The organism is Neobacillus sp. NPDC093182 (genome assembly GCF_044754045.1).
In genome coordinates, this window is the sequence record NZ_JBIVOI010000003.1 from 37,444 (window position 1) to 59,334 (window position 21,891).

At 40.5% G+C, this 21,891-nt stretch carries 24 protein-coding genes; 16 read left to right on the forward strand and 8 right to left on the reverse strand.

All coding sequences use genetic code 11. From position 1 onward, the window contains the following. Positions 1 to 55 precede the first annotated feature (55 nt). On the forward strand, positions 56 to 2,665 hold the full coding sequence (gene mngB, locus ACIQAA_RS07635; RefSeq protein WP_402617211.1) for a mannosylglycerate hydrolase: 2,610 nt from the start codon (positions 56 to 58) through the stop codon (positions 2,663 to 2,665). Positions 2,666 to 2,829: 164 nt separating this feature from the next. On the opposite strand, the gene ACIQAA_RS07640 is transcribed toward mngB, so the two are convergent. The 3 genes from ACIQAA_RS07640 to ACIQAA_RS07650 all read right to left on the reverse strand — a co-directional run bounded on the left by ACIQAA_RS07640 (position 2,830) and on the right by ACIQAA_RS07650 (position 4,592). After that, positions 2,830 to 3,123, reverse strand: coding sequence for a hypothetical protein (locus tag ACIQAA_RS07640; protein ID WP_402617214.1), 294 nt, complete (start codon positions 3,121 to 3,123; stop codon positions 2,830 to 2,832). A 150-nt stretch (positions 3,124 to 3,273) separates the two neighbouring features. After that, complete coding sequence (locus tag ACIQAA_RS07645) at positions 3,274 to 4,170, reverse strand: GNAT family N-acetyltransferase (RefSeq protein ID WP_402617217.1); 897 nt, start codon at positions 4,168 to 4,170, stop codon at positions 3,274 to 3,276. 35 nt (positions 4,171 to 4,205) lie between these two features. Next, positions 4,206 to 4,592 carry a VOC family protein gene (locus ACIQAA_RS07650; RefSeq protein WP_402617220.1) on the reverse strand — a complete coding sequence of 129 codons (387 nt, stop codon included), beginning with the start codon at positions 4,590 to 4,592 and terminating at the stop codon, positions 4,206 to 4,208. A 122-nt stretch (positions 4,593 to 4,714) separates the two neighbouring features. On the opposite strand from ACIQAA_RS07650, the gene ACIQAA_RS07655 reads away from it, so the two are divergent. Then, a complete protein-coding gene (locus ACIQAA_RS07655) occupies positions 4,715 to 5,137 on the forward strand; it encodes a VanZ family protein (RefSeq protein ID WP_402617223.1) in 423 nt (140 codons plus the stop codon). Positions 5,138 to 5,222: 85 nt separating this feature from the next. Further along, entirely contained in the window at positions 5,223 to 5,750 is a 528-nt protein-coding gene (locus tag ACIQAA_RS07660; protein WP_402617226.1) for an NUDIX hydrolase, read from the forward strand. Between the two features lie 101 nt (positions 5,751 to 5,851). On the opposite strand, the gene ACIQAA_RS07665 is transcribed toward ACIQAA_RS07660, so the two are convergent. Further along, a complete protein-coding gene (locus tag ACIQAA_RS07665) occupies positions 5,852 to 6,469 on the reverse strand; it encodes a TcaA NTF2-like domain-containing protein (protein ID WP_402617229.1) in 618 nt (205 codons plus the stop codon). 272 nt (positions 6,470 to 6,741) lie between these two features. Here ACIQAA_RS07665 and ACIQAA_RS07670 point away from each other — a divergent pair, with 272 nt between their 5' ends. From ACIQAA_RS07670 to ACIQAA_RS07690, 5 genes are all read left to right on the forward strand, one after another. Continuing rightward, positions 6,742 to 7,245 (forward strand): Lrp/AsnC family transcriptional regulator, encoded by a 504-nt coding sequence (locus tag ACIQAA_RS07670; protein WP_402617232.1) that lies wholly within the window; start codon positions 6,742 to 6,744, stop codon positions 7,243 to 7,245. Next, positions 7,242 to 8,453: an aminotransferase gene (locus tag ACIQAA_RS07675; RefSeq protein WP_402617234.1), complete on the forward strand. Its 1,212-nt coding sequence runs from the start codon at positions 7,242 to 7,244 to the stop codon at positions 8,451 to 8,453. Before ACIQAA_RS07670 ends, ACIQAA_RS07675 begins: the two co-directional genes overlap by 4 nt. Positions 8,454 to 8,589: 136 nt before the next feature. After that, positions 8,590 to 9,498 (forward strand): DMT family transporter, encoded by a 909-nt coding sequence (locus ACIQAA_RS07680; RefSeq protein ID WP_402617237.1) that lies wholly within the window; start codon positions 8,590 to 8,592, stop codon positions 9,496 to 9,498. Positions 9,499 to 9,666: 168 nt separating this feature from the next. Further along, positions 9,667 to 10,896, forward strand: a complete 1,230-nt coding sequence (locus ACIQAA_RS07685) for an ATP-binding protein (RefSeq protein ID WP_402617240.1) — start codon at positions 9,667 to 9,669, stop codon at positions 10,894 to 10,896. 67 nt (positions 10,897 to 10,963) lie between these two features. Further along, positions 10,964 to 11,626: an MOSC domain-containing protein gene (locus tag ACIQAA_RS07690; RefSeq protein ID WP_402617243.1), complete on the forward strand. Its 663-nt coding sequence runs from the start codon at positions 10,964 to 10,966 to the stop codon at positions 11,624 to 11,626. Positions 11,627 to 11,641: 15 nt separating this feature from the next. On the opposite strand, the gene msrA is transcribed toward ACIQAA_RS07690, so the two are convergent. Then, on the reverse strand, positions 11,642 to 12,589 hold the full coding sequence (msrA, locus tag ACIQAA_RS07695; RefSeq protein WP_402617246.1) for a peptide-methionine (S)-S-oxide reductase MsrA: 948 nt from the start codon (positions 12,587 to 12,589) through the stop codon (positions 11,642 to 11,644). A gap of 228 nt (positions 12,590 to 12,817) precedes the next feature. Here msrA and ACIQAA_RS07700 point away from each other — a divergent pair, with 228 nt between their 5' ends. After that, positions 12,818 to 13,114, forward strand: coding sequence for a c-type cytochrome (locus tag ACIQAA_RS07700; protein ID WP_402617248.1), 297 nt, complete (start codon positions 12,818 to 12,820; stop codon positions 13,112 to 13,114). A gap of 48 nt (positions 13,115 to 13,162) precedes the next feature. Here ACIQAA_RS07700 and ACIQAA_RS07705 read toward each other — a convergent pair whose 3' ends face one another. Continuing rightward, positions 13,163 to 14,125 carry a 2-hydroxyacid dehydrogenase gene (locus ACIQAA_RS07705; RefSeq protein WP_402617251.1) on the reverse strand — a complete coding sequence of 321 codons (963 nt, stop codon included), beginning with the start codon at positions 14,123 to 14,125 and terminating at the stop codon, positions 13,163 to 13,165. Positions 14,126 to 14,300: 175 nt separating this feature from the next. Here ACIQAA_RS07705 and ACIQAA_RS07710 point away from each other — a divergent pair, with 175 nt between their 5' ends. The 3 genes from ACIQAA_RS07710 to ACIQAA_RS07720 all read left to right on the forward strand — a co-directional run bounded on the left by ACIQAA_RS07710 (position 14,301) and on the right by ACIQAA_RS07720 (position 16,150). After that, positions 14,301 to 14,729, forward strand: coding sequence for an EAL domain-containing protein (locus tag ACIQAA_RS07710; RefSeq protein WP_402617254.1), 429 nt, complete (start codon positions 14,301 to 14,303; stop codon positions 14,727 to 14,729). A 130-nt stretch (positions 14,730 to 14,859) separates the two neighbouring features. Then, positions 14,860 to 15,084: a hypothetical protein gene (locus ACIQAA_RS07715; protein WP_402617257.1), complete on the forward strand. Its 225-nt coding sequence runs from the start codon at positions 14,860 to 14,862 to the stop codon at positions 15,082 to 15,084. Positions 15,085 to 15,169: 85 nt separating this feature from the next. Beyond that, entirely contained in the window at positions 15,170 to 16,150 is a 981-nt protein-coding gene (locus ACIQAA_RS07720; protein ID WP_402617260.1) for a glycerophosphodiester phosphodiesterase family protein, read from the forward strand. A gap of 24 nt (positions 16,151 to 16,174) precedes the next feature. Here the strand turns inward: ACIQAA_RS07720 and ACIQAA_RS07725 are convergent, their stop codons facing one another. Then, positions 16,175 to 17,227, reverse strand: coding sequence for an NAD(P)/FAD-dependent oxidoreductase (locus ACIQAA_RS07725; RefSeq protein WP_402617263.1), 1,053 nt, complete (start codon positions 17,225 to 17,227; stop codon positions 16,175 to 16,177). 311 nt (positions 17,228 to 17,538) lie between these two features. On the opposite strand from ACIQAA_RS07725, the gene ACIQAA_RS07730 reads away from it, so the two are divergent. The 4 genes from ACIQAA_RS07730 (at position 17,539) to ACIQAA_RS07745 (ending at position 21,342) form a co-directional block, all read left to right on the forward strand. Then, the gene (locus tag ACIQAA_RS07730; RefSeq protein WP_402617266.1) at positions 17,539 to 18,384 is read left to right on the forward strand and encodes an ABC transporter ATP-binding protein; all 846 of its coding nucleotides are present in this window, start codon (positions 17,539 to 17,541) and stop codon (positions 18,382 to 18,384) included. Beyond that, positions 18,335 to 19,258: an iron-hydroxamate ABC transporter substrate-binding protein gene (locus ACIQAA_RS07735; protein ID WP_402617269.1), complete on the forward strand. Its 924-nt coding sequence runs from the start codon at positions 18,335 to 18,337 to the stop codon at positions 19,256 to 19,258. The genes ACIQAA_RS07730 and ACIQAA_RS07735 overlap by 50 nt, the downstream gene beginning before the upstream one ends. Positions 19,259 to 19,327: 69 nt before the next feature. Then, complete coding sequence (locus ACIQAA_RS07740) at positions 19,328 to 20,338, forward strand: FecCD family ABC transporter permease (protein WP_402617272.1); 1,011 nt, start codon at positions 19,328 to 19,330, stop codon at positions 20,336 to 20,338. Next, complete coding sequence (locus tag ACIQAA_RS07745; protein WP_402617275.1) at positions 20,335 to 21,342, forward strand: FecCD family ABC transporter permease; 1,008 nt, start codon at positions 20,335 to 20,337, stop codon at positions 21,340 to 21,342. The genes ACIQAA_RS07740 and ACIQAA_RS07745 overlap by 4 nt, the downstream gene beginning before the upstream one ends. Before the next feature lie 74 nt (positions 21,343 to 21,416). Here ACIQAA_RS07745 and ACIQAA_RS07750 read toward each other — a convergent pair whose 3' ends face one another. Further along, positions 21,417 to 21,788, reverse strand: a complete 372-nt coding sequence (locus ACIQAA_RS07750) for a winged helix-turn-helix transcriptional regulator (RefSeq protein ID WP_402617277.1) — start codon at positions 21,786 to 21,788, stop codon at positions 21,417 to 21,419. Positions 21,789 to 21,891 lie beyond the last annotated feature (103 nt).

Sequence of the window (21,891 nt, forward strand, 5' to 3'; positions counted from 1 at the left end):
AAATTTATGGTACCTAAGGTTGGACCTTAGGTACCTATCATATTTGGAGGACATCATGAAAAAAGTTCATATCGTACCCCATATGCATTGGGACAGAGAGTGGTATTTTTCAACCGAAGAATCTCGAATCTTGCTGGTTAATAATATGGAAGAAATCCTTGAAATGCTCGAGAACAACCCAGATTATCCTTATTATGTTTTAGACGGTCAAACGTCGATTCTTGAAGACTATTTCGCAGTAAAGCCGGAAAACAAAGAGCGAGTTCGTAAGCTCGTCCAAGCCGGAAAACTGATCATTGGTCCATGGTATACTCAAACCGATGAAATGGTCGTTGGCGGAGAATCCATCGTTCGTAATCTTCTTTATGGGTTAAAAGATACAGAAGAGTTCGGAGAGCCAATGATGATAGGGTACTTACCGGACTCCTTCGGTCAATCATCACAAATGCCGCAAATCCTGAATGGCTTCGACATTAAGTATTCGATTTTCTGGCGTGGTACTTCTGAACGTCACGGCACAAATAAAACTGAATTTTACTGGACAAGCGATGATGGCTCAAAGGTCCTCGTCCAATTGTTTCCACTTGGCTATGCGATTGGTAAGTATCTTCCTGAAGATGAAGAAAAACTCCAGGAACGCATCAACAAATACTTTACCGTTCTCGACCGTGGGGCTACCACAGAGAACATCATCCTGCCAAACGGTCACGATCAAATGCCAATTCAAAAGAACATTTTTACGATCATGGAAAAACTCCAAAAGCTATATCCAGACCGCGAATTTTTTCTGAGCAAATATGAGAATGTCTTTGCTGAACTGGAAAAGAATCAAGCCTTGCCTACCCTTCAAGGCGAATTTTTAGACGGAAAATACATGCGTGTTCACAGAAGTATCTACTCAACAAGAATGGATATTAAAGCAGCGAACACACGAATTGAAAATAAAATCACCAATGTATTGGAGCCATTAGCGGCAATTGCATATTCCTTAGGATTTGAATATCATCATGGTTTGATTGAGTTGATTTGGAAGGAAATCATGAAAAACCATGCCCATGACAGTATTGGCTGCTGCTGCTCCGATAAAGTTCATCGTGAAATCATGAACCGCTTCTTTCTTGCAGAAGAAAAAACTGATCAGCTTATTGAACACTATAAGCGTAAAATCACGGATTCAATTGACACTGAACGTACTGAGGATCGGTTAACTGCATTTAACCTCCTGCCATATGAACGTAAAGATGTGGTTACCACTACGGTAATTACAAAGTTGAATTCATTCACATTAGAGGATGCAGAAGGTAATCGTATTCCGTTTGAGGTACTGAACAAAGAAATCATGGATCCAGGCTTAATCGACCGTCAAATTGTTCACTACGGTAACTATGATCCATTTTTCCAATATACTGTTCAATTACAGGATTCAATACCAGCGATGGGGTATAAGACATACTTTGTTGTGGATGCAAAGAGCAATATGGGGAATACCCTTATTGAAAAGAATACAGTTGACACAGAATTTTATTCGGTTTCCGTCAATCCAAATGGAACGTTGAAAATTTGGGACAAGCAATTGAATAGGGAATTTGACCAAGTGCTGCGCTTAGAAAATGGCGGCGACGATGGTGACGAATATGACTTCTCACCATTAGCAGATGAAACACTTTTTTATAGTGATAATGTTGAAGCAGAAGTGAAGGTTGCGCAGAATGGATATGAAGCACGAATCGATATCCTTGTTAAGCTTGATGTACCTGGGGATCTTGAGAAGCGCAAAATCAATAAAGTTGACCGTTTTGTGGAGGTTCATTGGAAAGTAATGATTCCAAACCATCAGCCAATCATTAAGATTGAGGCAGAAATTGATAATCAAGCGAAGGACCATCGTCTTCGCACCCTGATTCCTACAGGAATCGCGTCTTCCTTCTCAGTATCAGACAATCAATTCGGCTTCATTAAGCGTGATGTTTATGATTCCGCAATGGATTACTGGAAAGAACAAGATTGGGATGAACGCCCAGATTCTATTTTTCCAATGCTTTCCTTTGCAGGATTATCAGATCATGAGCATGGAATGAGTGTATTAACCAACAGCACTCGTGAATTTGAAATTGTTGGGGAAAAATACGATACCATCGCAATCACCCTATTCCGAAGCGTTGGCGTACTAGGAAAAGAAGAAATGCTAAGAAGACCAGGTCGTCCATCTGGAATTAAACTGCCCACACCTGACTCACAAATGCTGGGATTAGTAAAACTCGACTTTGCGATTACAACACACAAAGGCTCTACAACAACTGCAAACATTGGCAGAATCGCAAAGGAATTTACAACACCAATTCAGACTTATAATAAAATACCGCATAATGCGATGAAGCTGAATCCATCTGGTATCAAAGCACCATTGAGCTTTAGTTTCTTACAAGAAACAAACAGCACTGCGGTACTGAGCACACTGAAAAAAGCAGAAAAAGAAGATCGTTTCGTCCTAAGATTCTTCAATCCTACAGAAACGGAAGGTCACGGCTCTTATACCGTAAACCTTTCAGTCGAACATGCATTTGAAGCAAACCTAAACGAAAAACCAATTGCACCACTTAACTTAGAAAATAATCACCTTATCTTGCCGTTAAAACCAAACCAAGTAAAGACAGTGTTATTCTAACAATCAGCGGTGCCTGTCACCACTAAAACACCAAATGTATACCTGAGGTGGACAGTGTCCACGAGTGGTGACAGGCACCAATAAAATGAATCACGTAAAAAGAGAAGTGCTTTTTGGCACTTCTCTTTTGTTATGCTGTGGACTTCTCACTTAGGACTGGCTTCTTACAGTTTCCACTCTGGAAAGTCTTTTATCTTTTGTTTTTCATACTCTGTCATTCTCGAGTACGAGTGTGACAGTTTTGAAAGGATGTACCCCTGAGGGCTAGCGGTTTCTTCGTGCTCGTTAACCTCTTGTAGTTTAATAGTGGTAAACATAATGGCTATTTGAGCTAAACTCTCGATTGTGTCCATCAATTCAGGGTTGTCATTGTAATTTTTCTTGGCAATGGCATAAACAGTATCCAGTCTGCTCCTTATGTGCTTTAGTGTTTCTGCGTCAAATTGGTCTTTTTTCATTACATTTCACCCCTTATTACTAAAGCATATGGAATTTCAAGGGATGTGGAACGTACTAAAATAAATAATTATTAACAAGAATAAACTAGTTTTAATAGAAAAAAGGCATTTTCCCTTTTGCAAATGAGAAAACGCCTTTTTCACTTTTGGTTATTTTAAAAAATATTGATAACAGACAACCGCCTCTACTTGTTTAAAGCCCTCTTGAATATACAGCGCCTGTGCCCGCTCATTCTCTCCGTTCACACTAAGGATGGTGCGTTTATATCCTTTTTCCTTGGCAAACCGTAATGAAGCTCTCAACAGGCTTCTACCTAATCCGCGGCCTTGATACTCAGGCAAAATGGCGACAGGTCCAATGTTCATAATAGGTGCCTCATCATATTCATCATCGGCTCCTCTAATCACTCCTACCGGTTTTTCCTGATCGAATAGGATCATCATGCCGCCTTCAAGATAATCATCATCGGTTAGCAGCTTTTTTACACCCTCAGTCGTAAGAGGTGTTTCACTGCCTTTTAGTGTTGAAAAAGCAGCATTTCGTACCGTTAACCAATTTTCTTCATCCTGGCCTGGACGGAAGGATCTAAGTTCGCAGCCTTCGGGTAGTTCGACTACTGGTACATCCAGGTCCTCTCTTACAAGCAGGAAAGCATATCTTTCCACAGAAAACTTCAATCCCTCAACCATCTCAATTAATTTTTTATTAACTACTGGGATAAACAGAAAAACTTTATCTAGGTCAGTCGTATGTTTTAAAACTGCCTCTAGCAGCTGCCGGTAGCATTGTATATCTTTAGTTTCGCAATGAAATATCCGAAACCGGGCCCTTTTTCCACGTTTATGATAATCATCCATGACCAGTGAAGCCACCCCGATTATTTCATCCTGATGATTTATCGCAAGATATGTAGGATTTTCATCATCTACCGTAAACTCCCTTAATTCAAAATCATACAAGTAGGAGTCATCAACCTCTGATCTATGCTTCTTACAATAAGCCACAAAATCACTAACTCTCTCTGTCTCTAACGCTGCAACCCTCATCTGCTCCCCTCCCTTGCACTTTTATTCATTGGTAATTAAGACGCAGGCTGAAATAACTCCAGAGTCTCCCCATCTGGGCCCTTAAAGAAAATATACTTGCTTCCATTTGCCAAAGTAGAAACTTCATCATTTGTGAAATGTACCTTCAAACCTCTAAGACGTTCAATTTCTTCCTCAATACGGTCCACCGTAAAGGCAATATGATGAACCTTCCCTTCATCAGGAAAACGATTATCCTTCCCACAAATAAGTTCAACAATAACCTGTCCACTTGCGCGGTCTCCTAAAAAAGCTAAATCCGTCGTTTCATTCGCTGCAAACCTATCCAGCAGATCCAAGCCTAATACATTCTCATAAAAACCAATCGAAACCTCCAAATCACTCACCATCACACCAACATGCTCCAACTTCTTAACTGCCATAATAAAACCTCCTTATTTTGGTGCCTGTCACCATTTATGCAAATTGTACCATTTATACATTCATTTATGTATGAAACTTCTTTCAATCGTTCAAACTGTGGTTGAAAAAGGGGGCCGCGAATATGCGAAGTTTGTTTATTTTTGTTTGGTGTGCAGTTATTTTGATCTTTACTTGTGTCTCCAGTTTTCAGGATTTACTCCAACTGGGTGTGCTGAGGTTTCGTTGGGACGCTCACCCAACATTTTCTGATTTCCTGTCACCACTCCCCTATCACCTAAGCAAGGGTTTTCTGTTGCAAAAACTCGGCCATATCATTGTGTTTCAAGTTCTTACACTTCTATTGTTAGTCAAATATAAATCTACATGTATGATTTTAATTGTAACTGCCGCCTTTGCCTCTTTAACAGAATTTCTTCAGTTATATTTCACTCGGGGAGGCAGGGCTTTTGATGTTGGATTTGATTTAATCGGTATCTTGCTGGCATTAGGAATGGCGGGTTTCTTCAAGGTAAATCCTTCCCAACATATAAATATAAAAAATTAAGGAATCTACTTTGTTTTTTTCTTGATTCCCCTCCATATATAGGTAAAAATAAATAGATTAGACATAATAGATGAGGTGTTGCTTAGTGGAGTGGAAAATTAACAAAGTTCAAAAAGACCAAGTCGACCGATTTGAAATTGTTCAGGAGGATGTAACCCTGCCAAACCAAACAGATATGCATTTCTCTTATGTGAACTTTTCAAAGGGTGTTTGTATTTTGCCGATAACGGAGGACGGGAAAGTCATTTGTATCAGGCAATATCGTCATGCAGTAAAGGAATGGCAATGGGAATTACCTGCAGGAGCCATTGACCCTGGCGACAAAGAACCGCTATCCGCCGCCAAAAGAGAACTTGAGGAAGAAACTGGCTTCCAGGCAAAGAACTGGATAGATCTTGGCAGTGTTTATCCCTCACCTGGGTCCACGAGTGAACAAATTTTCCTTTTTGCTGCAACCGACCTGATAAAAAAAGAGCAGCAGCTGGAAGCCACCGAACAAATAGACTTACATACAATTGAAATGAAGGAGTTAAAGCAGCTGATAAACAGCGGAGAATTCAAACATGGCGCCGGACTCGCTGCACTCCTTCGTTACCTCATAAAAAATGATTAATAAAAAAAGGGTTTTCAGCACAACACATGTGCTAAAACCCTTTTTTTGTGTTCCATCAAAACACAGTTGGTGACAGGCACCACCAAAAACCAAAACAACATCTACTCTATAACAGTCACGATCAAATTATGAATTAACCAAACGGCGTCAAACCATTTTACTGTATAAATGTTCTCGAAGTTTTTGACTTCTTCTCTTCCTTCACTTCCGTAGTGAATGGCATAGGTCTCTTGGACTGTGACTTCATAAGTATCTTCTGCCACCTTAACTGGTATTCCAATTTGGTAATTGATGATTTGCTCTGTAATTTGCCTGTCGTACATTTCTAAAACATAATCGATTTGCTCTGCATACAACTCACTTTCTGGATCGAGTAAATGCGAAATATAAACGAAAGCTCCATCATTTACGGCTTTTTCAAAGTTAACTAGGTACTCTTCCACTAGAAACATAACCGCTTTTTGATCAACCGGCTCCTCTAGACCACCTGTATCATTCCCTTGTGCGAATGGTCCTGTTGGTGCTCCCTCCCTGGGAACCTCAATCACAGGTATCTTTGTAGGGTCTTCGACAATAGGTGAATCGTTGGCATTATTTACCACAGGTGATGAAGGACCTGTTCCGCCGCCAGCCACAACCTCCTCCTTATCATCACCACACCCCGCTAAAAGTACAAGTATTAACAGTAGAAGAAGAAAAGATAGAGAGTAATTCTTCATGATATACACCCCATTATGATCAATAAACAGCCACTCACAGCAAAGTTACCCTTCTCCATCACTTATTCTATTCTGGGGACAAAACCAACTATTCTGCATTCCGAAACAAATACACGCCTAAAACTGTCCGCCTCAGGTGGACAGTGTCCACGGGTGGTGACAGGCACCAACAACTATCTACCATCAATCAACCACCAGAAAATATTTTATTTATTCTAACTATGATGTATTATAGTAATATTAAATTTTGAACGTTATGAGGAGGATTTAGGATGAGGTTGTCTGGTGAGGAGTTGGAGGTTCTTTCGATTCTGGAGGAGAATCATAGGATTCCTGTGGAAGATATTGCGTTGATGGTGAATTCGAGTGTGGAGGATGTTACGGCGATTATTAAGAAGTTGGAGGATGAGAAGATCATTGTAAGTTACCCAGCTTTGATTGATTGGAGCAAGGTAGTTGGCAAGGAAAATATCGTCGCGATGATTGATGTAAAGGTGACCCCGAAACGCGGAGTTGGCTTTGATGATGTAGCGGAAAGAATCTACCGTTTTCCTGAGGTTACGTCTCTTTATCTCATGTCTGGTGCATATGATTTATCCATCACGATTGAAGGGAAAACAATGAGTGAGATCGCTAGCTTTGTTTCAGAAAAGCTGTCGACAATTGATAATGTTATTTCCACAACCACTCATTTCATGTTAAAAAAATACAAGCATGATGGTGTCATCTTTGGTGAAAACAATGATCGTGATCGTCGGATGGTGGTTTCACCATGATGAAAGACCACCAACATTATTTATCTGAAATGGTGAAGGAACTTAAGCCATCTGGAATCAGGAAGTTTTTTGACCTTGCTGCCTCTATTAAGGGCGTCATTTCCCTAGGTGTCGGGGAACCAGATTTCATCACGCCGTGGAGCATTCGGGAAGCAGCGATTTTATCTTTAGAAGAGGGCTACACTTCTTACACTGCGAATCCAGGCTTACTTGAATTAAGACAGGAAATCTCAGGCTACTTAAACAAGCGGTTTGGCGTACAGTATAATCCTGTCGACCAAGTAATTGTAACGGCCGGTGCCAGCCAAGCGATTGACCTGACCTTCCGTGCGATCCTAAATCCTGGTGACGAAGTACTGATTATTGAACCGGCATTCGTTTCCTATGCCCCGTTAGTTACCTTGGCAGGAGGTGTGCCAATACCGGTTTCAACTCATCACAGTAATGGGTTCAAGCTGACACCGGAACAAATTGAAAATGCCATTACGAGTAAAACAAAAGCCATTTTACTATGTTCACCAAATAATCCGACCGGCACCTATTTAAACAAAGAGGAACTTACAAAAATTGCATCGGTGGTAGTAAAACACGACTTACTCGTCGTCTCCGATGAAATCTATGCGGAATTAACCTATGATGAGGAATATACAAGCTTCGCCTCCATCGAGGGCATGTACGACCGAACCATCTTAATTAACGGCTTCTCCAAAGGATTTGCGATGACAGGCTGGCGACTAGGTTTCTTAGCCGCTCCTAAGCCATTTACGGAGCAAATGGTAAAAATTCTACAATACACGACGATGTGTGCACCACATATGCTGCAGCACGGTGCGATTGAGGCTTTACGAAATACGTATCACGAAGTGGAAAGCATGAGAAGAAGTTACCGCAGAAGACGCAATTACATCGTTCAATCGTTAAACAATATCGGGTTGGACTGTCACACGCCAGGCGGAGCATTCTATGTCTTCCCTTCTATTAAAAGTACTGGCATGACCTCAGAACAATTTGCGGAAGAGCTTTTACTAGCAGAAAAAGTAGCCGTTGTTCCTGGCAGTGCGTTTGGCGAGAGCGGCGAGGGGTATATCAGATGCTCCTATGCCACTTCTATGGAACAACTCCAAGAAGCAATGCTGCGAATCAAACGGTTCAAGGACTCATTGGAATCGAAACAAAACCGTGTTCAAGAGCTGTCCACAAAAAATTAAATGCTGTTAAAAAACGTCAAACCCCAAGGGCTTGACGTTTTTTCCATTTGGAGAGTTTTGTTAGTAACACCACTGCCATATTTATGGTAAGATTTATATATTTCAAACAGTTATCTATCAAGAAAAGAGGAAAGAAATGAACCATCAAGATAATTCCAGATCTATAGTCTTACCGCTTACGATTTCAATTATAGCGATATCGTTCTCAGCCATTTTTGTAAAATGGTCTCACGCACCTGCTTCCGTTTTAAGTATGTATCGCATGATATTTGCAAGTCTATTAATGCTTCCGATCGTCTGGAAAAACCGCGAAGAATTTAAAAAAATAACAAGAAATGATTGGGTCTTTTTATTTTTTTCAGGTCTGTTTTTAGCACTGCATTTTGTCCTTTGGTTCGGTTCGTTAAAATTAACCACTGTCGCTAGCTCTACCATCATACTTGCCCTGCAGCCGATTGTGTCTTTGATTGGCGGTTACTTCTTTTTTAAGGAAAGAACAACAGGTTCCGCATTGATGACGATGGGAATTGCGATCATTGGTGCGATGATGATTGGCTGGGGCGACTTTGCTTTGAGTCAGGACGCCATTCTTGGCGATATCCTTTCCTTCTTAAGTGTCATTGCCGTCGTCGTTTACTTAATGATCGGTCAAAGTATCGTAAAAAAAGTTTCGCATTGGATTTATAGTTTTAGTGTGTTTTTCATTGCCGCCATCGTTCTATCAATCTATAACCTTAGTACAAGTGTTGCATTTAGTGGCTATCCAGCCAAGGAATGGGGAATTTTCCTTTTGCTTGCAACCGTTCCGACAATCAGTCACATCATCAATAACTGGCTCTTAAACTATGTTAATGCTACAACCATATCAATGAGCATTTTAGGTGAACCAGTGGGTGCGACGATTTTGGCAGTCATTTTATTAAATGAACACCTTGCCAGCTGGCAAATTGCCGGTGGACTGCTCGTGCTTCTTGGTGTGTTTTTCTTTTTAACACAACAGCAGAAAAGGATTCCTATTAAAGGAACCGTAAAGACCGGGACTTGAATAAACCTCCATCAGGGGGTTTTTCTACTGTTACAGGCTGTTGTCCATCGAAACTTTTGTTTTTCACTACCCCAACAATATAAATAAGCCTGTTGACCTAATTATCTATCAATTTTTTTGCCATTCGTGATATGATATTAGCAAATCTAGATATTTAGAGGAAAATGTATGAATAGAATAGGTCAAATTACCCTAATCTTAATTTCAGTGCTGTTTTCCAGCTTCCAAACCATTGTTGAGCATGAACGTTTTTTTACAGTAGACTTTTTTATTTTTACAGGGATTGCCTGGCTGGTTGGGTGGCAATATGACCGGGTACGTTTCTTTGGAAATAAAGCGCGTGATAGTGAAGAAAGCTATAGACAATTAATAGATTCATTGCCAAAATCAGTCATTATTCACCAAGATAATAAGGTCATCTATGTAAATAAGGAAGCCCTGACGATGATTGGTGCAAAGCAGAAGGAAGACGTAATTGGTACTTCTATTTATAATTATGTTCTTCCAGAATATAAGGAACGATTAATAGAACGCCTCAATCAAGTAAAAAAAGAAAAACAGCCATTAAATAATATTGAATACAAATTTATAAAATTGGATGGTTCGGTATTTGTATTTGAAGGCTCATCCATGTTCATTACATATGGCGGAAAAGAAGCAGTCTTGTCAATCGGAAATGATATCACAAAACGAAAAGAACAAACCGAACAACTCCTGCAAAAATCTGAAAAATTGGCGCTTCTTGGTCAAATGGCTGCAGGTATAGCCCATGAAATCCGGAATCCACTTACCTCTATAAAAGGCTTCATTCAATTATTCAAAAGCGAGACAAATCAGGGTGAATACTATGATATTGTGTTATCAGAGCTTGACCGAATCAATAACATCGTCGGAGAATTCCTTGTACTCGCAAAACCAACCGCTGCTGTATTTGCCGAAAAAGATGTTAAGGAATTAATTAAAGATGTTGTGACCTTAATTAATACGCAATCCATCTTAAACAATGTCCAAATCTTCGTAGAATTTGAATGCAATTTACCCAAGATAAGCTGTGAGGAAAACCAATTAAAGCAGGTTTTTTTAAATCTGCTAAAGAACGCCATAGAAGCCATGCCTAGCGGCGGGAATATAGATGTAAAGGTGAAGGCAAAGGGAGAAGGGAAAATTTCTATCCAAATTACCGACCAAGGAATTGGTATTCCAAAGGACCGAATTCCGACCCTCGGTGAACCCTTTTATACAACAAAGGAAAAGGGAACGGGTCTCGGTCTTATGACGTGTTATAAAATTATTGAAAGCCATAATGGTCAATTAACGATTGATAGTGAAGTAAATGAAGGAACGACAATCGAAATTATTCTCCCAACGATCACACAGCGAGTCTTCAGCCTTTCATAAGAAACCTTCTATTATGAGGGTTTCTTTATTTTATAGTAAAATAAATCACAAGGAGGCGAAGAGAGCTTTGGACAATAGAGAAATTATTTATTTAAGCAAGGGACTGCCTAAAAATATGGTCTATAAGGATGCGGCTTATGAGTCCGGAATCTGGAAAGAACGATGTGAAGAGCTGTTTGTGGGCTTTAATCAGATAAATGGCGATCAGGTGGCCAATCCTGAGTATCATGGTGGTTCAGAGCGAGTAGTCTGCGTATATCCCTTCGAACATTATGCACATTGGGAAAGTGTCTTTGGTAAAACGTTAACGCCCTCTGCATTCGGGGAAAATGTAACACCTATCGGCATGAAGGAAGATCAGGTTTGTATTGGAGATGTTTTTCAGATTGGAGAGGCTGTCCTGCAGGTATCTCAAGGCCGTTATCCCTGCTCCACCATCAATAAACGCAATAACAACAACCTTCTTTTAAAAAGAATTATTGAAACGGGATATACCGGATATTTTTTCAGAGTGTTGAAAGAAGGAAAAATAACAGCAGATTCTCAAATTAAAAAGCTGTCGGCACATCCTGAGCAGATCACCGTTTCCTCCATTCATCATCTCTATTTCAATGACCCATCACCATCTTTGGGAGTTATTGAAAAAATAGTGAGTATTGAAGAATTGGCACCTCAATGGAAAAAGTATCTCTTTGATTTAAAAGAGAAAATTGAGAAACTCCCGGGCTAAGCCCTGGGAGTTCGTTTAGGTAAACAGCCTTAAAAACTGTCCATAGCCTTCTTCTGCCAGTTTATCTTTAGGCACAAATCGGAGTGCGGCTGAGTTAATACAATACCTGGCGCGGTCAGGACCTGGACCATCATCAAACACATGCCCAAGATGGGAATCGGATGTTTTGCTGCGAACCTCAATCCGCCTCATTCCATGGGAGGTATCAAACCTTTCCTCCAATTCATATCGCCTTAACGGCTTCGTGAAACTTGGCCATCCGCAGCCGGCATCATATTGATCAAGTGAACTAAAAAGCGGCTCACCTGAAATGATATCTACATAAATTCCTTCTTCTTTGTTATTCCAATATTCATTTTTGAACGGCGGCTCTGTCGCATTTTTCCTAGTGACTTCATATTGAATCGGGGTTAATTCTTTTTTCAGATCCTCATCACTTTTCCGCTTTTTCCAGTTTTCACGAATGAATTTAGCCCGACCCGAACTTTCTCGATAGTGGTTATAGTGAAAAGGCATTTTTTTATAATAGTCCTGATGTTTCTCCTCTGCTCGAAAAAAGGGACCAGCGGGCAGGATTTTTGTTACAATCGGTTTTTGAAAACGTCCGCTCTGAGCCAGTTCCGCCTTTGAGTTTTCCGCCATTACCCTTTGTTCTTCAGTATGATAAAAAATCGCCGTCTGGTACGATAAACCGCGATCATTAAACTGGCCACCCTCATCGGTTGGGTCAATTTGCTGCCAGAATATCTCCAGCAATTTCTTATAGGGAAAGATGTCAGGGTCAAAAGTAATTTGAACACCTTCATAATGCCCCGTAGTATCCGAGCAAACTTCCTCATAAGTCGGGTTTTCCTTATGTCCGCCTGTATAACCTGAAATGACTTCCTTAATCCCAGGCTGTTCATCAAACGGTGATACCATGCACCAAAAACAACCACCCGCAAACGTTGCCATTTCCATCATTGTGCCAACTCCTTTACCTCTAGTTTCTGCCAAACGGGAGTATTTCCTGCTATCAGCAAGTATTTCCTGCTATCCGTAAGTATTTTTCCGCTATCCGCAAGTATTTTCTGCTATCCGCAAGAATTAATTCTTAGCCATTTAAGAAATTTTTAATCTTTCGTTTAGAAAAAATTTAGTTTTATAAAGTACTCTTTTAGTAACGATTACACGCCATTAGGAGGCTAGATTATGAAGCAATTATGGATTGTTTTTGCCCTCTCATTCCTATTATTAGCCGGATGTTCATCCAATACTGCTACTGCAAAGAGACCTGCAGACGGAGAAGGTTTATATAAATTTGGGTGCTTATCCTGCCATGGTGAAAACTTAGAAGGACTAGCAGGTCCGCCAATGACCGACATGAAGGCAAAGTATTCTGAAGAAGAAATGCTGAAATTACTGAACAATGGTGTCGGCATGATGCCAGGCGGACTATTATCAGAAGAAGAGTCAAAGACCGTCACAAAGTGGCTTTTAGATAAATAAAAGGTTAGGGAGTCCTAACCTTTTATTCAACTCATTTCATGCTTTTAGTTAATTCACTAAATGTTTCGGTGTTTCTCCCTGAAGACCTTGCAGTAAATTTTCTGCAGCGAGTAATGCCATTTTTAGTCTCGTGTTCACACTCGCACTGCCGATGTGCGGCAGGGCGACAACATTTGGAAGGCTGAGCAGAGAGTGGTTTGTCCTCACGGGCTCTTCTTCAAATACATCAATGCCGGCGCCCCAAATATCCCCATTTTTTAAGGCATGATAAAGGGCTTCTTCGTCGACGATTCCGCCGCGGGCGGTATTAACCAAGACAGCAGTCTGTTTCATGAGTGAAAACTCTGCAGCACCAATGTAATTCTTAGTCTCCGGAGTAAACGGCATCAACACACATATAAAGTCCGATTCACGTAATAATCTTTCTTTTTCCGCGTACTCAATACCAAGTACTTCCTCGACTTCAACCTTTCGGGAACGGTTATGATAGTAAACTTTCATATCAAAGCCTTTCGCTCTCCTAGCGAGCGCCTCGCCAATCCTGCCTAATCCAAATATCCCCAAGGTAGCGCCATATATATCCTGCCCGGTTAATTGCATCGGCGACCATGTTTTCCAATTTCCCGCACGTAAATAATCTGATGCTTCTATGAATCTCCTAGCCGTGGCCATTAACAGGGCAAAGGTTAAATCCGCAGTCGTCTCCGTTAATACTCCTGGTGTATTGGTTACCATAATCCCTTTTTCTGTCGCTGCAGCCACGTCGATATTGTTATAGCCAACGGCCATATTACTAACAATTTTCAATTTTGTTCCCAAATCTAAAAGGGTTTTGTCGATGCTCTCCGTTAATAAAGAGTAAAGGCCCTCCACATTCCGAATCTCTTTTTCGAGGATTTCTCTAGGTACCGGTTCCTCTTCTTTGTCCCACATTTTCACCTCACAAACCTCTGCTAACCTTGAAACAATAGGCTCCGGCAACTTACGCGTTATGTAGATTTTTGGTTTCACTAGCTATTCACTCCCTATAAATTCATATAAATGCAAAAAAAACTCGTAATTCAAGATAAATCACCGCATCTGCTGACATTTTTCGACAACCTTTCACTCTCCCAAACGGTAAAATTGTCTTACTTTTATTCAAGTAAAATGGAAATAAATCTGCTTTCTCATAGGAGTGTCATGGATGGATTGGTTGGTTAGAAAAAAGCTATATATTTACTATACACTTTTTCATACTCTCGGTTATTATATCTGGCTTTACTTTTTGCAAAATAACGACGCAGTCTACACAACTGGGGAATATCTATTTTTACTAGCTGCCCCACTTACTTCATCTATTATTCTATTTTTCTTTCCGATTACCACCTTAAAAATTCCTAAGCCATTTAACCAAGATATTATGGGCAGTCAAAAAGACAAAGCATTAGTAGAAACGATGATTTATTTAGGTCACAGCCTTGGGTTGTCCGTTATTGCTGAGGGAATTGAGAGTAAAGAGCAGCTGCTCTTTCTGAAACAACACCACTGTGATATCGTTCAGGGTGACTTGTACAGTAAACCATTAACAGTTATGCAAGTAAGCGCCCTGATTGAAAATAGGACGCCTGCATAACTGGTGACAGGCACCATCCGTGGACACTGTCCACCCCAGGTGGACAGTGTCTGTTTCGATCAATTTGTATAAACCTTTCTTTTTAACAAACACTATTTGTTATCGTATGTTAAAAGGAGACTATACTGTGATGTCATATGAAATAACCAGCATGATTATCGATGATGATTTTGATAGTGAGGAATATGTAACAGCAGAGTTTACACACAATCAAACGAATTACAGCATTACGTTTAAAAAAGCAGACTTGGAAATCATTAATTCTTGGATTTATAAAGAAGGCACATCCCTGCCGGCTAATTTATCGGATACACTCATTGAATCGATTAGAGAAGAGGTTAAAAAGAGAATTTAGCTCAGAGCCGGTTGGAAACTCCAATCAGTTTTTTTTAATGGATTTGTAATCTCCTCTGATATATATTAATCATGTATATCAAATAATGGAGGAAAAGAAACTGAATAAAGTACTAAAAAGATTGCTCATATTTCTACTTTTACTGTCTTTATTTATTTTTCTAAACAATAGTTCTATATTTGCGAAGGATCGTGAAGGTGACCCGCTGCTTCTCGCACACCGCGGGCTGGGACAAACTTTCAGTATGGAAGGAATCCAGGGCGATACCTGTACGGCGGAACGCATTTTTGAACCTGAACATCCTTACTTGGAAAACACAATCCCTTCTATGGAGGCAGCCTTTGAAAACGGGGCGGATGTCGTGGAATTGGACATTAAGCCGACAAAAGATGGTCAATTTGCTGTTTTTCATGACTGGACGCTGGAATGCCGGACAAATGCCGAAGGCACGACGAAGGAATTTACGATGGCAGAATTAAAGCAGTTAGATATCGGCTATGGCTACACGGCGGATAAGGGAAAAACCTACCCTTTCCGTGGGAAAGGTGTTGGCCTCATGCCTTCTCTCGATGAAGTGTTAAGCCATTTTCCAAAGGAATCTTTTTTAATTCATATCAAAAGTGATGATCCCGAAGAAGGGCTCCAACTTGCAGATGTGCTCTCAAAGCTGCCTCAAAAACGTTTAAGTCAAATAACTGTGTATGGCGGCGACCAGCCCATTGCGACCATAAAAGAAGAAATCCCTAATCTCCGCGTCATGTCTAAAGCGACGTTGAAAAGCTGTCTTCTTCCTTATATTGCAGTCGGCTGGACAGGATTTATTCCTTCAGCGTGTGAAAAAACACAATTGCATATACCAGAGAAAATTTCTCCTTGGTTATGGGGATGGTCGGAAAAGTTCTTAAACCGGATGGACAGTGTCGATACACGGGTGATAGTGGTTGCAGGTGATGGCGGCTGGTCGGAGGGCTTTGATACTCCGGAGGATTTACAAAGACTTCCTGCTAATTATACCGGCGGAATCTGGACAAATCGGATTGATCAAATTGCCCCGCATATAAAATAAAGGTGGACATCAGTCCACCTTCATTTATATCATTTGCTTGATTAATTCCTTATTACGCTCTTTAAACGCCTCATTATGGGAAGAAACCATCGCCACTTTTGCGGCGTCAGGCTGAACAAACTGCTTGGCTTTGTTTACGGCATTGGCTGCATCCTGAAAGGCGCCGGCAATCAAATTGATTTTCCCTTCATACATAAGGATATCTCCAGCTGCATAAAGACCCTCAATAGAGGATTCGCTTGTTGCGTTTCCGGCAATATAATAATTATCTACTCTATCAATTGACAATGTACTATTTTCCAATAAGGTAGCGTCCTGTTCATACCCATGACTAATCACCACTTCATCGACTGCCAAATAAGATACCTCACCTGTTTCCTCGTTCGTTAATTCCACGGTGGCTATTTCATCACGGTCGCCATTGGCAATTAATTTGGTAATCGAAGATTGAAAGAAACATTCTACAGAGCTTTCAAGTAGCTTTGTTGCTTGTGCTTCTTGTCCATGCCCCCCTAATTCCTCTTTTCGATAGGTTAAATAGACCTTTTTCGCAATTGATTCTAACTCATTTGCCCAGTCTACGGCAGAATTTCCACCACCGGAAATGATGACCGTTTTGTCTTTGAACTGTTTAAAGGATTTAACAGTGTAATGTAAATTAGACACTTCAAATCTCTCGGCACCTTCAATCTCCAGCTTTTGCGGATTTAAAATGCCGCTGCCTATGGCAACAATCACTGTTTTTGAAAAATGCTTTTGTCCAGAAGATCCTGTTAAAACAAAGATTCCTTCTTCATTACGCGCAATCGACTCTACTTTTTCATTTAAAACAACGGTTGGACTAAAGGTTAACGCCTGTTCAACAAGCTGTTCCATTAATTTTGCTCCCGTAATTGGTGTTAAACCGCCAACATCCCAGATCATTTTTTCTGGGTAGACGTGAATCTTTCCGCCTAATTCCGGTTGGTATTCAATGACCTTTGTTTTCATTTCTCGGAGTCCACTATAAAAGGTGGAATAAAGCCCCGCAGGTCCACCGCCAATAACCGTCACATCAAACAATTCTTGTTGTTCCATTTCCGTTCACTCCCTAACCAACTGTAATTGATTATCATTATCAATAAGATTAATGGATTTCTCTTCGATTTACAATAGATATTTTTGAAAATTCTGCTGCTCCAAAATTGTCGATTTTTTGACAGGAAAAAATGATACAACTAACCTTTATTTAATAAGGAATTGAGACTTTTATTATTAAACACTATTAAACGCTTAAAAACTTTTCACAAAATTGTAATTGACAATCATTATCAATCACCATTATAGTTAGGTCATAACGATACTGATAATCATTATCAATTATTCCCAGAAATAAAAGGAGGATTACAATGGTTCGCCTTTCTACTGATGACCTAAGCATTGGCTATGGTGAACGCTTAATTGTCAAAAGTCTAAGTATTGAAATTCCAGATAGACAGATCACAACCATCATCGGACCGAATGGCTGTGGAAAATCGACATTATTGAAAGCAATTACACGTATTATCTCGCACCAATCTGGGTCCATCCTTTTGGACGGAAAAGATATTTCGAAAGTAAACACCAAGATACTTGCGAAGCAAATGGCAATCCTTCCACAAACACCAGAAAGTGCAAGCGGACTAACCGTTGGAGAACTTGTATCTTATGGCCGCTTCCCTTATCAAAAAGGCTTTGGCCGCCTGACAAAAAAGGATTATGAAGTGATTGACTGGGCCCTTGAAGTAACAGGAACCATTGATTATAAATTCCGGCCTGTCGACGCCCTATCAGGCGGGCAGCGACAGCGAGTATGGATTGCGATGGCACTGGCACAAGAAACGGAAATTATTTTCCTAGATGAACCAACTACCTACCTGGATATGGCCCATCAATTAGAGGTTTTGGAGCTACTGCAAAAATTAAATCACGAGCAAGAGCGGACAATTGTAATGGTCCTTCATGATTTAAACCAAGCGGCTCGCTTTGCCGATCATATCATCGCCTTAAAAGACGGTGAAATCGTAAAAGCTGGAAGTTGTGAAGAAGTTATCAGCCAAAAAGTGCTGAGGAAGGTATTCAATATTGACGCTGTCATCGGACACGATCCTCGAACAAAAAAACCAATGTGCGTAACGTACAATTTACTAAAAGGAGAAACAAAACATGAAAAAACTACTACTGCCATTTATTCTGCTCGTAGCGTTAATTATTAGTGCCTGCGGTACAGAAACCTCAACAGAAAAGGAAAGCGCAGCACCAGCTGAAAAGAAATCAGAAACTATTACCTACCAATCAGAAAATGGACCAGTTGAAGTACCTGCAGACCCACAGCGTGTCATTATGCTTTCTGGCTTCACTGGAAACGTCCTTGAATTAGGCGTGAATGTTGTCGGAGCTGATACTTGGTCAAAGAATAACCCAACGTTTGAAAAAGAAATGAAAGATGTCACAGAAGTTTCTGATGAAGACTTAGAAAAAATTATTGAATTAGATCCAGATTTAATCATTGGACTTTCAAATATTAAAAACGTAGATAAGTTAAGTGAAATTGCCCCTACCGTTACATATACTTGGGGAAAAGTGGACTATCTAACACAGCACATAGAAATTGGTAAACTATTAAATAAAGAAAAAGAAGCTCAAGAATGGGTGGACAACTTCAAGAAAGAAGCTGAAAGTGCAGGCGAAGAAATCCGTGCCAAAATTGGTGAGGACGCAACCGTATCCGTTATCGAAAGCTACGGCAAGGATCTTTATGTATATGGAAGCAACTGGGCACGTGGAACAGAAATCCTTTATCAAGCTATGAAACTAAAAATGCCTGATAAAGTGAAGGAAGTTGCGGAATCATCAGGCTACTTTACTTTATCTGCTGAGGTAATACCTGAGTATGCAGGAGATTATGTGATCTTGAGTAAATACTCTGATGCTGATACTTCCTTCCAAGAAACAGAAACGTACAAAAACATTCCGGCAGTAAAAAACAATCGCGTCTTTGAAATGAATGGTGAAGGTGCTTCCTTCAGTGATCCAGTCACTCTTGAAAAGCAGTTAGAATTCATTAAGAAATCATTTTTAGGTAATTAATATTAGAAGAGGAATTCTTTCACAGGATTCCTCTTACCCCTATTCTATGAAAGAAAAGATGAGAGAGTTATGACTATAGACAACCGACGTTCCATTCCTTTTGGCTATAAATTGATAATCGGACTACTTGTATTTGCCGCGATGTTTGTCCTTTCCATGATTTTCGGAGCAGCAGATATTTCTCTTCGCGATGTATGGCAGGCACTATTTTCTAATACGAAGGGTGAAAAAATATCCATCATTCGTGAAATCCGTCTACCGCGTGAAATCGCTGCCATCGTAGTTGGGGCTGCCCTTTCCGTTGCGGGAGCGATTATGCAGGGAATCACTAGGAATCCACTAGCTGATCCAGGGTTACTTGGTTTAACAGCGGGGGCAAATGCCGCACTAGCATTCATTATCGCATTTATTCCTTCAGCTAATTATTTCAGTATTACCATTGCCTGCTTTATTGGAGCAGCGGCAGGAACAACCATGGTATTCGGCATCGGTGCGATGAGAAAAGGCGGCTTTTCACCACTAAGAATTGTATTAGCCGGAGCAGCCGTTTCTGCTTTCCTTTATGCAATTGCAGAAGGAATTGGTATTTATTTTAAAATATCAAAAAATGTCTCGATGTGGACAGCTGGAGGTATGGTTGGCACTACATGGGGACAACTTCAGATTATTGTTCCCTTCATCCTAGTTGGGTTACTAGTTTCTTTCTTTTTATCAAGGCAGCTTACGATTCTTAGTTTAAATGAAGAAGTGGCAGTTGGATTAGGTCAAAAAACAACACAAATAAAGGTGATTCTCTTTATCGCAATCATTTTATTAGCTGGGGCTTCTATTGCCCTTATCGGAAACATGGCATTCATAGGATTAATGGTTCCTCATGTTGTTCGAGCAATGGTCGGGACCGATTATCGTTTTATCCTCCCAATGACGGCTATTTCTGGAGCCACCTTTATGCTTTTTGCCGATACACTTGGCCGGACCATAAATGCTCCCTTTGAAACACCTGTGGCGGCGATTGTTGCAACCTTGGGTTTACCTTTCTTTCTTGTGATTGTCCGTAAAGGAGGTAAGGCATTCTCATGATTCATCCCTCGTTACTTAGAAAACAACGAATCATTTTATTTAGTTTATTTGCATTAATTATCATTACGCTTGTGATTGGGATGGGGTTAGGTTATGCCTCTCTTTCATACGACAGGCTGATTCCTACCCTTCTTGGTCAAGGTACATTCAAAGAGGAATTTGTGTTATTTTCGGTTCGATTACCACGAATCATCATTACCCTATTGGCTGGTATGGCACTAGCTTTATCAGGGGCTATATTGCAAGGAATTACCCGTAATGATCTTGCTGACCCTGGTATTATTGGAATTAACTCTGGTGCGGGTGTTGCTGTCACCGTTTTCTTTCTGTTTTTTCCAATCGATTCAGGTTCGTTTGTCTACATGCTTCCACTTGTTGCTTTTGTCGGAGCATTGCTGACTGCCGTGCTACTTTATCTATTCGCATATAGTAAAACAGAAGGAATGCAGCCAGTACGGTTGGTGTTAATCGGGGTTGGTTTTTCGATGGCACTTTCCGGAGCGATGATTGTCCTAATTTCTTCTGCTGAACGGACAAAGGTCGACTTTATTGCTAAATGGTTAGCAGGGAATATTTGGGGAACAGATTGGCCATTTATTTGGGCACTCCTCCCTTGGCTCGTTGTCCTTCTTCCTTTTACCTTGTACAAAGCGAATCGGTTAAACCTGCTTAGTCTCAGTGAACCAGTTGCAATCGGAGTCGGAATTTCGATTGAAAAAGAGCGGATTGTTCTACTTATTACTGCTGTTGCCCTTGCTGCCTCTGCGGTTTCGGTTACGGGAGGAATTACCTTTATCGGCTTAATGGCGCCACATATGGCAAAAGCGTTAGTAGGACCGCGAAATCAATTATTTATTCCGATCGCGATTCTGATTGGCGGCTGGCTGCTAGTATTTGCAGACACTGTAGGACGGAATATCATGGAATCTGCAGGAATCCCTGCCGGTATTATGGTTGCATTAATTGGAGCTCCCTACTTTGTCTATCTTTTATTGAAAAAGTAGAAAAGCTTCAGCGCCTTGCTCAGGCGCTGAAGCTAGACAATAAGGCGCAATCCTTGAAAAAGGATGCGCCCTTTTTATTTTAAATGTTCATTTAGTACGTTTTCTTCTAAGACATCCATACTTCCATACACTTTGGCTATATGTTTTTCGCCCCATGCACACAGTGAATCTAAGATACCTTGTAAGCTCCAGCCATACTCACTTAACTCATACTCCACTTTCGGCGGAACTTGATTATAAACAATACGGTTAATGACCCCATCTTCCTCTAATTCACGCAATTGCTGCGTTAACATTTTCTGCGTTATATCAGGCATCAAGCGTTTCAATTCACTTGTTCGTTTCTTGCCATGGGTTAAATGGCAGAGAATCACACACTTCCACTTGCCTCCGATTACTTCCAGCGTCGCTTCTACAGATATATTATATTTCTTTTGTTGTTTCATAGGTAAATTCCCTCCTCATTCATAGGCACTTTTAAGTACCTATATTACTTGAAAGTATCTATATCACTTTAAAGTGCGTACTTCACTAATGTTTTACTATATC